Consider the following 13924-nt stretch of genomic DNA (forward strand, 5'->3'; position numbering starts at 1 on the left):
TTCAATTTTATTAATCAATTTTTACTGCCCGTAACCGTAACGCATTCGCAATTACAGAAACAGAGCTAAAACTCATGGCCAATGCAGCGATCATTGGCGACAACAACAACCCGAACAACGGAAACAACGCCCCTGCCGCAACCGGAATACCGACCGTATTGTAAATCAGCGCAAAAAACAAATTCTGTTTGATGTTCTTCATAACGGCATTACTTAGACGATAGGCCTTTACGACACCGTGCAAATCACCTTTTACCAAAGTGACGGCAGCACTTTCTATAGCCACATCGGTACCCGTACCCATTGCAATGCCCACATCACTTTTTGCCAATGCTGGAGCATCGTTAATTCCGTCACCGGCAACAGCCACTTTTTTACCCTCTTCTTGTAAACGTTCCACTACTTTCAACTTGTCTTGCGGAAGCATTTCTGCCTTAAAATCGGACAGGTTCAGTTGCTCGGCCACCGCCTTTGCCGTATCATAATTATCACCTGTGAGCATCATTACAGATATACCATATTTCTGAAGATCGGCAATAGCATTTTTACTGGTGCCTTTAATCTTGTCCCCTATGGCAACATAGCCTACCACCTTATTATCCACCGCCAAATAAGACACTGTTTTTCCTTGTTTTTGATAAAAAACAACTTCAGATTTTAACGCGTCAGGAACCGTAACTTTCATCTGAGACATCATGTTCTCGTTACCAAGGGCAACGGACTCATCATTAACCGTTCCCCTAACTCCCATCCCGGTAACAGAATCGAAATCATCCACCTTTAAAAAAGTTACGTTCTTCCCTTTTCCATATTTCACGGTAGCATCGGCCAACGGATGTTCGCTATGCTGATTTAAAGAGACTATGTATTGCAACACCTTTTCAGAATCAACATCACGTACACTACCTACCGTTTCTACAGATGGCCTACCTTCGGTTATGGTTCCTGTTTTATCTACAATTAAGGTATCTATCTTGTCCATACGCTCCAAAGCTTCGGCGTTCTTTATCAAAACTCCTGATTGCGCCCCTTTACCGACACCCACCATTACGGACATAGGAGTGGCAAGACCTAAAGCACACGGGCAAGCAATGATCAACACGGCAATCGCATTCACCAAGGCGTACACATAAGCCGGTTCTGGCCCAAAAACGACCCAAACAACGAACGTAATTATAGCTACAAAAACAACGGTGGGCACAAAATAACTAGAGATTTTATCTGCCAATTTTTGAATAGGCGCTTGGCTTCGGCTTGCCTTGTTCACCATATCCACAATCTGTGACAACAATGTATCGGCCCCCACTTTTTCAGCTTTCATTACAAATGAACGCTTTCCGTTTATGGTTCCCGAACTTACATGGTCTCCAACTACTTTATAAACCGGAACAGGCTCCCCGGTAATCATAGATTCGTCCACCGTACTTTCACCTTCCTCAATAACCCCATCTACCGGAATTTTATCTCCAGGTTTTACACGAAGTAAATCCCCTTTCGAAATTTTATCGATCGCGATGGTCTCTTCTCTTCCGTCTATAATCCGTACAGCTTTGTTAGGCGCAAGCTTTAGAAGCTCCTTTACAGCGGTATTTGTTTTGCTATGGGCACGAGCCTCTAACAACTGCCCAAAAAGCACCAATGTAAGAATCACGGTCGCAGCCTCAAAATACACATGTACCGTACCCTGATCTGTTTTAAATTGAGAAGGAAAAAAATCGGGAACCAAAATGGCGAATACACTGAACAACCATGCCACCCCTGCCCCAATACCGATCAAGGTGAACATGTTCAAATTCCATGTTTTTACCGAACGGTAAGCTCTCTCAAAGAACATCCAAGCCGCATAAAACACCACAGGAATGGACAATGCGAACTGCACCCAGTTCCAATATTTTAAACTTAAAATACTTTGAAGTGGCTTACCCGGTATCATCTCGGACATTGCAATGATGAAAATCGGCAAGGTAAAAGCAACAGCTATCTTAAACTTGCCCAGTAACCTTCTATAACTTTTCTCCTCTGCGGAAACATCTGCCTGTTTTGACACTAAATCCATCCCACAAATTGGGCAATCACCAGGTTCGTCTCGCACCACTTCCGGATGCATGGGACAGGTATATTCTTGGGCTCTACCGACCACCGCACTTACCTCTTCCACTAGATCCATACCGCAAACAGGGCAATCCCCCGGTTTGGAATAGGTTTTCTCTCCCTCACAATGCATCGGGCAATAAAAAATACCGTTACCATTTTCTACCTTTTTTGGCTTGGCAACCTCATGGTTATGTTCGCCCAATTCATGAATAGAATAATGTCCGCCATCCGCTTTCATAGCTTCTTGCAAATCGCCCAAAGACAACCGTTCATCCATCTCTAAAACTGCCTCGGCCTTTTCTAAATCAACGGACACATCCTCAACCCCTTCGATATTGGACAAAGTCTGTTCCACATGAGACCTACACCCATTACAGGTCATACCAATTATAGTATATGTATGTTTCATATTATTAATGTTTTAATTATCATAAACATCTGGACACCCAATAGGATATCCATATGAATCAATCATTTCTTCGCCACCATTGGCTGTTTGTTAAAGAGATTGAGTTTGCCATTTCTGTAATTAATTACATATAGCACCTCATCGATTACCAACATGTCCGTTGGTTTTTCAATCTGATCCTTTAAGGCTTGTAAAAAATTGCCCTTTATATCAAAAACCAACACACGATTGTTTTCAAAATCAGTAACGAACACCTCATTCTCGGCAACAAAAATACCCGTTGCAGCATTCATCTTTTGATCTTGCCCCATCATTGCAAGGAAAGCTCCTTTTTTATCAAATACCTGAACTCGATTGTTATAGGCATCTGCAACCCATATCCTATCCTTTGTAATTTGAACATCGGTCGGGTAATAAAACTCCCCTTCGGCCTTACCCTCCTTACCGAAGGAAATCCAACTAATGCCATCAAAATAAAGAATACGGTTATTGTAGAAATCTGCAATTGCCCTTTCATTTTCAAAAACAGAAACTCCCGCAGGAGCATCTAAAGAATCAGAGATCTGCATTACGAACCTTCCCTTTTTATCAACAGTTTCTATAACATCTTTTCCATACTCAGGAATAAAAATAGTTTCCTTTATTGCATCGATATGCATTGGCCTGTCTAGAGAATCAATAGTTTCGGTGATTCTACCCTCCTTGTCAATTTTCACCAAACGGTTGTGGTCTCCATCAGAAATCCAAATTTCCCCATGTACCTGGGTTAAACCAATAGGATTCACTCCACTTAACTGAATAGTTTTAGACAACTTCCATTCTTTAGGAACTTCAACTTTTTCTTTACAAGCCGATGCAAAAACCAACACAATGATTACAAGAATACTTTTCCTCATCATTAGTAACTTAAACGTTCGTACTTACAACATGCCAGTAAATTTCCGTAATCATCGGTATGTGCTTGATGATTTTTAGTGTCATGACCCGCGACCGCAACTTCCTTTTCTATTTTTTCAAGAGAAGTTAATCCCATGTCAAAAGAAACGTTCATGATTTTTGTATTCTTATCCCAAGAAACGGCAGAAACACCTTTGACCGATTTTGCAGCTTTGGTAATTCTAGCTTCGCACATAGCACAATTACCTGCCACCATTACATTTTTGCTTACCGTACCCTCAGACTTTTTAGCCATTTCATTTCCTGAAGATTCTTCAACCTTACCATTGGCGCGTTCTACTTTAGTTGTTATCGGTGTATAACCTGCTTTTTCAACTTGTTTTTCTACATCAGCAATCGATAAAGCCTTATCAGAAGGATAACTAAAACTAAAGTCTCCTGTTTCTATGTCTATTTTGACATCCTTTATACCTTTAAATTCCTTGAATTTTTTCTCAAGACCGTAGGCACAAAACGGACAACCTAGCCCGTCGACCTGTACCATAAACTTATCTTTACCCTCTTGTGCGACCGCACTAAAAACGACCATTAGCGTTAAAAACGCCGATACTATTATTGATTTTTTCATCATTATATATTTTAAAAATTTTTATTAAAAAGAATATCTAGAGCCTAAAAACAGGCTGTATTTTAATCTACGGTCTGCTTCAATATCGTTCACCAAAGGCACCTGAACCGCAAGATCGAACGTGACATTCTTTCTTGCATACTGTATACCTTGGGCATATAATAATTGATACCAATCACGCTCGACCAACCAAGAATTCGTATACTCAAAATACAGATTGACCTGTTTATTAGGATACTGAGGTTTTAAGAGCGGAAGACCAAAACCGATTTTATGGGTAAATACATCTAAGCTACCATCAGGCACCCAATTGTACCCAAACTCATTAGAAATACCATATTTCAACGATTCGTAACCTGCTACAATACCATAATACCCTGCATATTTCCCCGTACTTAAATCCATTACGTCCAACTCCTTCCCTGTTGGCAGCGTCTGTAATGTTTTAGCAACCATTCTAAAGGTTTTCCCCGTACCATCTTTTCTAAAGAACTGATACTTACCCATCAATTTAATATCCGCTAAACTGCTACCGCTAGGTCCGCCTTCGATCTCATAATTTATATAGGGTAAATGAATTGCCACCAAAGAATTCGAAGTGGGCAAATAATGAAGCATAACTGGAACGTAAGTAAAATTCCCTCTTTCCGTATGCCTTATCTCCGTTAAGGTTTTTACAGTAAAACTACCCCCACCCAGCATAATAGGTTTATCGGCGGTAATCGGAGGACCTTGGGCCCCGGAAAATTGTATCCCGAATAGGACAAAGGCTAAAAGCCAAGTAATATTTTTCATTGAAAATTAAATTTGATTAAAACTGTGTAAACGAAAAAGCGACGTAAAACACGTTTTAAATCAAATCAAGAAAACTTGGTGAAGTATATTTAAATCCTCAGCTACATTAGGTGGAGGATAGAAATCAAAAGCAATACCCCTATCTACAGACTCTTGAAACAAGCCTAAATAGGAAGTGGCATAGGAAATTATAAATACTTGTTGAGAGAAATCGAAATGAAAAATATCAAGATTTAAAGTATCTTGACCTTGCATAGTGAAAGCTTCATTATCGCAGCAATGCTCTTCCCCTATAGATGTATCGTCCAGCAAAGCCAAACCAGCTTCCATACCACAATCATCCGCTTGGTCAAATAAAGCTATATCCATAACCCGCCCCATGCACATATGTTTTTCTACCGTCCAAGAAATGGTGGACAACAACAACAGCAACGCCATTGAAACAGAAAACAATTTATGAAGCAAATTTTTCATCTCTGCAAAGTTACAAAATATAAAAATTGAATTTTTTAAAGACCAATACTTCTTAACGAATATTTATGCGTCACTTATTGTAGATATTGGTTTTAAGCACCATTTTTGTATCAAATATAAATCTATCGCCATGTTTAATGCTTTACGCCCTCGTGTAAGTTCTATTATAGAAACCAATAACTCCCCAGAAACTATAATGCAGAAAATCTGCGACCTATTAAAATCCGAAGTCCCACATTACGATTGGGTAGGTTTCTACTTTAAAAACGGGGATAAGCAAGAATTGAACCTAGGGCCATATGCAGGCGCACCTACAGACCACACCACTATTCCATTCGGTAAAGGAATTTGCGGACAAGTGGCGGAAAGTAACGAAAACTTCGTTGTGCCCGATGTTAAGGCACAAGACAACTACATTGCCTGCAGTATTACGGTAAAAGCAGAAATTGTAGTGCCTTTATTCGTAAATGGCGAAAACATAGGCCAAATAGACATTGATTCCAACACTCCCGACCCTTTCACCCAAGAAGATGAGCGCTTTTTGGAATTCGTAAACGAAGAGGTTGCCAAAATTCTTTAAAACTTTGTTGTTTTTGTTAATAAACTCAGTGCTTTACTACTTTTAAAAAAATTACTTTTGTTGGCTTAATAGTAAACTTTAAGCACCTTTAAAATGAGCAGCTCAAAAAAAGCCACTTCGGCTCTTATTTCCGTATTCCATAAAGATGGCCTAGAACCCATTGTAAAGAAGTTTCAAGAACTTGGCATCACCATATATTCTACGGGTGGTACAGAAAAATTCATTAAAGATCTGGGGATAGATGTGGTACCGGTTGAAGAGGTGACCAGTTACCCTTCTATATTAGGCGGAAGAGTTAAAACATTACACCCAAAGGTGTTTGGAGGTATTTTGAACAGACAGGACAACGAAAGCGATATGGCACAGTTGGCCGAGTTTGAAATTCCACAAATAGACATAGTCATTGTAGACCTTTATCCTTTCGAAAAAACAGTTGCAAGCGGAGCTTCTGAACAAGATATCATAGAAAAAATCGATATAGGAGGAATCTCTTTGATCCGTGCCGCGGCCAAAAACTTCAAAGACGTACTATGTGTCTCCTCTATGGAAGATTACGCCGAAGTTTTAGAGATCATCTCTAACGGAAACGGTGCCACCACCTTAGAAGAACGCAAGCGTTTTGCAGCAAAGTCTTTTAATGTTTCTTCTCACTACGACACGGCTATTTTCAATTATTTTAACCAAGACCATGATTTGGCCGCACTAAAAATAAGTGAGACCAACGGCAAGGTATTACGATATGGGGAAAACCCCCACCAAAAAGGATTTTTCTTTGGAGATTTTGACGCCATGTTCTCAAAATTACACGGCAAAGAACTCTCTTATAACAATTTGTTGGATGTTGATGCTGCCGTGAACCTGATGGGAGAATTTAAAAATGACGCCCCTACTTTCGCCATACTAAAACACAACAACGCTTGTGGATTGGCACAACGCGATACGCTACACCAAGCTTATGTAGATGCTCTTGCCGGTGACCCGGTATCCGCTTTTGGTGGAGTACTCATCAGCAACAAAGAAATTGACAAAGCCACGGCCGAGGAAATCCATAAATTATTTTGCGAGGTAGTGATCGCCCCTAGCTATTCAGAAGAGGCACTTGAGATATTAAAAGGCAAAAAGAACAGGATCATCTTAACACAGAACGATATCGAACTGCCACACAACCAAGTTCGTACTTGCCTGAACGGTATATTGCTACAAGAAAAAGACGCAAAAACAGATGTTCGCGAAGATTTAAAAACTGCGACCAAGCTTACACCATCAGAACAAGAAATAGAAGATTTGTTATTTGCATCTAAACTTTGCAAGCACACAAAATCAAATACGATCGTATTGACAAAGAACAAGCAACTTTGCGCAAGTGGTACCGGACAAACCTCTAGGGTAGATGCCCTAAACCAAGCAATTCACAAGGCACAATCCTTTAATTTTGACCTAAAAGGCGCCGTAATGGCCAGTGATGCGTTTTTCCCTTTTCCAGATTGTGTAGAAATAGCGCATAAAGCAGGCATTACTAGCATTATACAACCAGGTGGATCCATAAAAGACCAATTGAGTATAGATTATTGCAACGAAAACGAAATTTCTATGGTGATGACGGGCACACGTCATTTTAAGCATTAATTTTACTACTTTTGTCGATGAAATACACCCCCTAATCCATAACCAAAATTATTATATGGGATTTTTTGATTTCTTAACCGAGGAGATAGCCATTGATTTAGGTACCGCAAACACGTTAATCATCCATATGGACAAAGTGGTCGTCGATAGCCCTTCCATTGTTGCCAGAGATAGAATTAGCGGAAAAATTATTGCAGTTGGTAAAGAGGCCAACATGATGCAAGGAAAGACCCACGAGAACATAAAAACGATTAGACCGTTAAAGGATGGTGTAATTGCTGATTTTGACGCATCTGAAAAGATGTTGATGATGTTCATCAAAAACATTCCTGCACTGAAGAAAAAATGGTTCCCACCAGCCTTGCGCTTGGTAATATGTATACCTAGCGGCATTACCGAAGTGGAAATGCGTGCGGTTAAAGAATCTGCAGAACGTGTAAACGGCAAAGAAGTATACTTGATCCACGAGCCTATGGCCGCGGCCATAGGTATTGGTTTGGATATTATGCAGCCAAAGGGCAACATGATCGTGGATATAGGCGGTGGTACTACCGAAATAGCAGTAATCGCCTTAGGCGGTATCGTTTGTGACAAATCCGTAAAAATTGCGGGAGACGTATTTACGAACGACATTATCTACTACATGCGTACCCAACACAACCTGTATGTAGGGGAAAGTACAGCAGAAGCGATTAAGATAGAAATAGGGTCTGCTACCGAAGATTTACAATCTCCACCGGACGAGAAATCCGTTCAAGGGCGAGATCTTCTGACAGGAAAGCCAAAACAGGTACAGATTTCATATAGAGAAATCGCCAAGGCTTTGGACAAATCCATTCTTCGCGTAGAGGATGCGGTAATGGAAACCCTATCGCAAACCCCTCCAGAATTGGCAGCGGACATTTACAATACCGGAATCTATCTGGCAGGCGGAGGCTCTATGCTTCGTGGACTGGACAGAAGACTTTCGCAAAAAACGGATTTACCCGTTTATATTGCCGAAGACCCACTTAGAGCGGTTGTTCGTGGTACTGGAATAGCGTTAAAAAACTTGGAAAGGTATAAGAGTATCTTGATTAAGTAATTGCCTAAAATGAAAATTTAAAAGTGAATGCAACAGATTATTAATTTCCTAATTAGGTACAAAATCTTTTTGCTCTATCTCTTTTTGCTTTTCATTTCATTAATATTCACTTTTCAATCGCACTCTTACCACCAGTCAAAATTCTTGAACTCCGCCAACTATTTCACCGGTAATATTTATGAATTTTTTGACAATACCACTTCCTATTTTGGGCTTAGGGAAGAAAACGAAAGTTTATTAGAGGAGAATGAACGGTTAAGACACCAATTATATAACAGAAAAACGAATTTAACGAACACCCCCGCCCCTATAGATTCTTTGGAAAAAAACTACACTTTGGTCAGGGGAAGGGTTATAAAGAACAGCTTTTCGGATCTACGCAACTATATCACCATTAACAAAGGCCGTAAAGATAGTATTGAACAGGACATGGGAGTCATAACGGCCAAAGGTATTCTTGGTATCATAGAAAACACCTCCGAAGGTTTTGCCACTGTCCAAAGTATCCTCAATGAAAAATCCAACATCAACGCCAAAATAAAAAACTCGAACCATTTTGGCTCTTTGGTCTGGGACACAAAAAATTACAATACGGTACAACTTGTAGACATCCCCAGACTAGTGCCTCTTACCATTGGCGACACCATAGTTACAGGGGCCATGAGTAGTATCTTTCCAGAAAACATTCCTATCGGAACCATTAAAAAGTTCGATCTGGACAAATCAAAAAGCTTTTATTATATAGATGTCTCCCTTTTTAACGATATGACGAACCTTAACAATGTCTATATCATAAAAAACCTTAAGCGTCAAGAAATTTTAGAACTACAAGAAGAAACCCTGTCCAATGATCAATAGTTCTTTTTTTATAAATATTCTAAGATTTACCTTGCTGATCCTGGTTCAGGTTCTTGTATTCAATAGACTAAATTTCTTTGGTTACATAAACCCAATGGTCTATGTACTTTTTATTTATTGGTATCCCATTAAAGAAAACAGGACTTCCTTTATTATTATAAGTTTTTTACTGGGTTTTTTTATCGATATATTCTCCGACACCCTTGCATTAAATGCGGCCTCAACGGTGTCGATCGCCTACTTAAGGCCAACGATCATGAGATTCGTTTTCGGGGTAAACTACGAATTCCAGAGTTTTAAACTAAATAGTACCACAAAGGCACAACAATTCACCTTTTTAGCGTTATTAATTGTAATCCATCATGTTATTTATTTTACGCTAGAAATTTTTAGTATTGCGAACATCCTGTTAATTGTTCAAAAAACTTTAACTATTGGACTCGCATCTATAATTTTGTGCTTATTGTTTAGTTCTTTATTCAGTACTAAGAAAGAATGAGAAAAATTCTTCTATCATCTATTATTATAATCATAGGCATTACTTTTTTGAGTAGGTTGTCTTACCTACAGATATTCAGTTTTTCACCTGATCAAGTTTTAGAGGACCCAAGTATCAAAAGGGTATATAGCTACCCAGAAAGAGGCTATATTTATGATAGAAACGGAAAACTACTTGTAGGTAATGACCCCGCCTATGATGTCATGGTAATACCAAGAGAGGTAAAACCCCTTGATACTCTCGAGTTTTGTACGTTGTTAGGTATAGACAAAGAAAAATTTATAGAGAAGTTAAGAAAGGCCAAGGTATATTCACCAAGGTTACCTTCCGTTCTTGTACCACAGCTATCCAAGGCCGATTATGCACGGTTACAGGAGAAAATGCGAAAGTATAAAGGATTTTACATTCAAAAGCGCTCTTTACGATATTACGACACCAAGAGTGCCGCAAACGTTTTAGGATACATTAGCGAAGTAAACGAAGGAGACTTGGCCAAAAACAAGTACTATGTTCAAGGAGAATTAAAAGGACGAACAGGGGTAGAGCGTTATTACGAAGATTTGTTAAGAGGAAGAAAAGGAGTAAAATACATTCAAAAAGACCGTTTCAACAGAGATATCGGCCCTTATAAAAATGGCGCCTTGGACACCTTGCCCGAGCCAGGAAAACAAATAAGCATCACCTTAGATAAAACCCTGCAAGAGTACGGAGAGCGGCTAATGGTAGGAAAACGAGGTGGTATTGTAGCCATAGAGCCAAAAACCGGAGAAATATTAACCATGATATCGGGCCCCACCTACGACCCTTCATTGTTAGTAGGAAGACAAAGATCAAAAAACTATACTGCTCTTTATAACGATACAATAGCCAACCCGACATGGGATCGCTCTATACATGCTCAACAGCCGCCCGGCTCCCCTTTTAAAACCTTAAATGCCCTTGTAGCATTACAAGAAGGGGTTATAGATGAAAATACGACAATAAGGTGCTACAATGGCTTCTATGTCGGAAAAACGAAAAGAGGCTGCCATTGTGGTGGCGGTCTGCGTAAATTGAACGACGGTATCTATAAGTCTTGCAACGCCTATTTTGCCGGTGCCTTTCGAAAAATATTCGAAAAGTTCGACACTACCGACGAAGGTATGGATGTATGGGAAAAACATATAAAAAGTTTTGGCTTGGGAGATTACCTGGGCTACGACCTACCATTTGGGCAAAAGGGAAGAATCCCCAGTAAAGAATATTACGACAAATGGTATGGTGACAATAGATGGAGCTCCAGTTTTATTATTTCCAATTCTATAGGACAAGGAGAAATATTGGCCACTCCTGTACAATTGGCCAACATGACGGCCGCTATTGCCAACAGAGGATATTACTACACCCCACATGTCTTAAAAAAGGTTGAAGGAAAAGATATTACAAATCCAAAATATACAGAGCCAAAACACACCACGATCGACCCTAAGTATTTTGACCCAGTAATTGAAGGTATGGCCAATGTCTACACAAAAGGAACCGCAAGATGGTTACAGATCCCCGGTATAGACGTTGCGGGAAAAACTGGTACTGCCGAAAATTTCACAAGAATAAACGGTGTACGAACCCAACTTACCGATCATTCCGTTTTTGTCGCCTTTGCCCCCGTAAACGACCCTAAAATTGCCATTGCCGTCTATATCGAGAATGGTTATTTTGGATCAAGATATGCAGGCCATATTGCATCTTTAATGATAGAAAAATACTTAAAAGGTGAAATTACCAGAACAGACCTTGAAAAAAGAATGTTAGAAAAGACCTTAGAAGAAGAATATGCCAAACCCTACAGTGGTAAAGAATTTAAAATAAACGAGCGTGCTTGGTAAAATTCTAAAAAGAATAGATTGGCTTACGATATTTATCTATTTGTCCCTTGTTATTATAGGATGGGTCAGTATCTATTCCACCACTTTTACCGAAGACAACGCCTCCATTTTCGATTTTAGCTCACTTCATGGCAAACAACTCTTTTTTATCATTGTAAGTCTAATCTCCATTTTTGTGGTTTTAGGACTGGAAGCTAACTTTTACGAACGGTTTGCGAGTCTATTTTACCTTATTTCGATGGTGCTGCTCCTAGGACTTTTTGCTTTTGGAAAAACAATAGCAGGAGCCACCTCATGGTATGATCTAGGTTTTTTTAACCTACAACCTTCTGAACTTGCCAAAGTGACCACAGCATTGGCATTGGCAAAATACCTCAGTGATATACAAACAGATTTACGTAGAAGAAAAGACCAGTTATATGCCCTGTTGATAATTCTAATACCGGCAATACTGATAATACCACAGCCCGACCCAGGAAGCGCCTTGGTGTTTTTTGCCTTGGTATTTGTAATTTTCAGGGAAGGCTTGCCCTTGTTTTATCTAGGTATAGGTTTTTCCTTGATCCTGATTTTTATCATCACCCTTATGTTCGGCACCACCTGGCTAGTCATTGGCCTTGCCCTTCTCATAGCACTATTCTATCTATTAAAAAGAAAATCTTTTAAAATACCTGTTCTACCTGTTGTTTTAGGAGCTATCGCTATTATATTATTTTCTTTATCCGTTGATTTTGTCTTCAACAATGTTTTTGAACAAAGACATAGAGATCGTTTTAGTTTGTGGTTACGTTTAGAGAAAGACCCCCAAAAGTTAGAAGAGATTCGCAAAACCATCGGTTACAACACCTACCAATCGGAAAAGGCCATTGAATCCGGCGGATTTTTTGGAAAGGGATTTTTGGAAGGAACAAGAACAAAAGGAAATTTTGTGCCCGAACAGCACACAGACTACATATTTAGTTCTGTAGGAGAGGAATGGGGCTTTATTGGCACGGCTACCGTTATTTTCCTTTTTTCGATACTCTTTTTAAGGTTGATATATCTTGCCGAACGACAAAAAAATGCATTCTCTAGAATGTACGGTTATGGTGTAATTTCTATTTTATTGATTCATTACTTTATTAATATCGGAATGGTTATAGGGGTGCTGCCTACTATCGGCATTCCCTTACCCTTTTTTAGCTATGGGGGATCTGGGCTTCTTTTCTTTACCATCCTATTGTTTATCTTTCTAAAACTTGATACCAATAGACTTAAAGAAAGTTTTTAGAATTTCCAATTATTAAGCGTTATACTTGATTCTAGAACCACCTGTTTCTCTTTGTCCAACTTTTGAAAAAAATCGATTCCCGTCAATTGTTCCACACGATCTATCGACACGGCAAATTTTTGTATGGGGGCACTTTGCTCTTTATTCGGCATTAAAAAGGCTATTGCTTTAACATCCCCATTATTTTTACGGGCCACTATCTTGTAAAAATAATCGGGAACAGCTACATCCTCACTTCCTATTTCTTTTAGGCCAGGCTTAAGCACACCGCCAGTAAACACATATAAAACACCATATTTTTTTGCCCATTGCCGGGTCTTCTTCTCCAGCCTGTTCCAAAGACCCGCATTAAACTCTCTGTTTTGAGGACTAACATTACTGGTATAAAAGGTCTCGTTATATGCCTGTTCAGAAAATCTGCGGTCGCCCGCCGGCACCAAATGCCCACGATCATAACCAGAACCTTTATAATTTCTCCAATCCGCAGATTTCGTCCTTACCCAAGGGTCTTCAATAAAATAAGGTCTTTTTCTATCATCATAAGTCAAATGTTCTTTTTTAAGTATATATGCAACCCATTCTGCCTGCTCATAATCTTCGTTATAGGAAAGTGTATAGTAAGAATGGTTTACAACTTCTCCGGTCGTGGTATTTGGCAAGAGATCTACCGGGAACTCGTTATTGGTACTTTTCTTATCAGATTCAGAATAAGTACTAGGGGTATAAAAATTTTCGACCAACCAAAATCCAACAATACAAAACAGTATTAAAATGGAATAAATTGTTCTATTTTTACTAGGTATGCGCATTGTTCAAATTTAGTTCAAATTTGTAAGATTTAGACG

At 39.3% G+C, this 13924-nt stretch carries 12 protein-coding genes; 6 read left to right on the plus strand and 6 right to left on the minus strand.

Translation table 11 applies throughout. The features are described 5' to 3' along the window. Positions 1–10: 10 nt before the first annotated feature. The 5 genes from J8L85_RS00630 to J8L85_RS00650 form a co-directional block, all read right to left on the minus strand. Positions 11–2503 (minus strand): heavy metal translocating P-type ATPase, encoded by a 2493-nt coding sequence (locus tag J8L85_RS00630; protein ID WP_211013775.1) that lies wholly within the window; start codon positions 2501–2503, stop codon positions 11–13. Positions 2504–2565: 62 nt separating this feature from the next. After that, positions 2566–3402 (minus strand): NHL repeat-containing protein, encoded by an 837-nt coding sequence (locus tag J8L85_RS00635; RefSeq protein WP_211013776.1) that lies wholly within the window; start codon positions 3400–3402, stop codon positions 2566–2568. Continuing rightward, complete coding sequence (locus J8L85_RS00640) at positions 3402–4031, minus strand: heavy-metal-associated domain-containing protein (RefSeq protein ID WP_247656520.1); 630 nt, start codon at positions 4029–4031, stop codon at positions 3402–3404. The genes J8L85_RS00635 and J8L85_RS00640 overlap by 1 nt, the downstream gene beginning before the upstream one ends. Before the next feature lie 21 nt (positions 4032–4052). Further along, a complete protein-coding gene (locus J8L85_RS00645; protein ID WP_211013777.1) occupies positions 4053–4823 on the minus strand; it encodes a hypothetical protein in 771 nt (256 codons plus the stop codon). Between the two features lie 60 nt (positions 4824–4883). Next, positions 4884–5297, minus strand: a complete 414-nt coding sequence (locus tag J8L85_RS00650) for a hypothetical protein (RefSeq protein WP_211013778.1) — start codon at positions 5295–5297, stop codon at positions 4884–4886. A gap of 130 nt (positions 5298–5427) precedes the next feature. On the opposite strand from J8L85_RS00650, the gene J8L85_RS00655 reads away from it, so the two are divergent. The 6 genes from J8L85_RS00655 (at position 5428) to rodA (ending at position 13079) form a co-directional block, all read left to right on the plus strand. Continuing rightward, positions 5428–5877, plus strand: a complete 450-nt coding sequence (locus tag J8L85_RS00655) for a GAF domain-containing protein (RefSeq protein WP_211013779.1) — start codon at positions 5428–5430, stop codon at positions 5875–5877. Between the two features lie 93 nt (positions 5878–5970). Beyond that, the gene (gene purH / locus J8L85_RS00660) at positions 5971–7503 is read left to right on the plus strand and encodes a bifunctional phosphoribosylaminoimidazolecarboxamide formyltransferase/IMP cyclohydrolase (protein WP_211013780.1); all 1533 of its coding nucleotides are present in this window, start codon (positions 5971–5973) and stop codon (positions 7501–7503) included. A 55-nt stretch (positions 7504–7558) separates the two neighbouring features. Then, the gene (locus J8L85_RS00665) at positions 7559–8587 is read left to right on the plus strand and encodes a rod shape-determining protein (RefSeq protein WP_047247307.1); all 1029 of its coding nucleotides are present in this window, start codon (positions 7559–7561) and stop codon (positions 8585–8587) included. Between the two features lie 27 nt (positions 8588–8614). Then, a complete protein-coding gene (gene mreC / locus J8L85_RS00670) occupies positions 8615–9445 on the plus strand; it encodes a rod shape-determining protein MreC (RefSeq protein ID WP_211013781.1) in 831 nt (276 codons plus the stop codon). A 495-nt stretch (positions 9446–9940) separates the two neighbouring features. Continuing rightward, complete coding sequence (gene mrdA, locus J8L85_RS00675; RefSeq protein ID WP_211013782.1) at positions 9941–11809, plus strand: penicillin-binding protein 2; 1869 nt, start codon at positions 9941–9943, stop codon at positions 11807–11809. Continuing rightward, positions 11799–13079: a rod shape-determining protein RodA gene (rodA, locus tag J8L85_RS00680; protein WP_211013783.1), complete on the plus strand. Its 1281-nt coding sequence runs from the start codon at positions 11799–11801 to the stop codon at positions 13077–13079. The genes mrdA and rodA overlap by 11 nt, the downstream gene beginning before the upstream one ends. Here the strand turns inward: rodA and J8L85_RS00685 are convergent. Beyond that, positions 13076–13888 (minus strand): DNA/RNA non-specific endonuclease, encoded by an 813-nt coding sequence (locus tag J8L85_RS00685; RefSeq protein ID WP_211013784.1) that lies wholly within the window; start codon positions 13886–13888, stop codon positions 13076–13078. The genes rodA and J8L85_RS00685 overlap by 4 nt on opposite strands. Between the last annotated feature and the right edge of the window lie 36 nt (positions 13889–13924).

Source organism: Maribacter sp. MMG018 (assembly GCF_018100785.1).
Taxonomy (GTDB): domain Bacteria; phylum Bacteroidota; class Bacteroidia; order Flavobacteriales; family Flavobacteriaceae; genus Maribacter.

What these genes read in the sequence shown, in the direction of transcription:
- J8L85_RS00630 (WP_211013775.1), bottom strand. Translation starts at nt 2,503, where the DNA reads ATGAAACATACATATACTATAATTGGTATGACCTGTAATGGGTGTAGG.
- J8L85_RS00635 (WP_211013776.1), bottom strand. Translation starts at nt 3,402, where the DNA reads ATGATGAGGAAAAGTATTCTTGTAATCATTGTGTTGGTTTTTGCATCG.
- J8L85_RS00640 (WP_247656520.1), bottom strand. Translation starts at nt 4,031, where the DNA reads ATGATGAAAAAATCAATAATAGTATCGGCGTTTTTAACGCTAATGGTC.
- J8L85_RS00645 (WP_211013777.1), bottom strand. Translation starts at nt 4,823, where the DNA reads ATGAAAAATATTACTTGGCTTTTAGCCTTTGTCCTATTCGGGATACAA.
- J8L85_RS00650 (WP_211013778.1), bottom strand. Translation starts at nt 5,297, where the DNA reads ATGAAAAATTTGCTTCATAAATTGTTTTCTGTTTCAATGGCGTTGCTG.
- J8L85_RS00655 (WP_211013779.1), top strand. Translation starts at nt 5,428, where the DNA reads ATGTTTAATGCTTTACGCCCTCGTGTAAGTTCTATTATAGAAACCAAT.
- purH (WP_211013780.1), top strand. Translation starts at nt 5,971, where the DNA reads ATGAGCAGCTCAAAAAAAGCCACTTCGGCTCTTATTTCCGTATTCCAT.
- J8L85_RS00665 (WP_047247307.1), top strand. Translation starts at nt 7,559, where the DNA reads ATGGGATTTTTTGATTTCTTAACCGAGGAGATAGCCATTGATTTAGGT.
- mreC (WP_211013781.1), top strand. Translation starts at nt 8,615, where the DNA reads ATGCAACAGATTATTAATTTCCTAATTAGGTACAAAATCTTTTTGCTC.
- mrdA (WP_211013782.1), top strand. Translation starts at nt 9,941, where the DNA reads ATGAGAAAAATTCTTCTATCATCTATTATTATAATCATAGGCATTACT.
- J8L85_RS00685 (WP_211013784.1), bottom strand. Translation starts at nt 13,888, where the DNA reads ATGCGCATACCTAGTAAAAATAGAACAATTTATTCCATTTTAATACTG.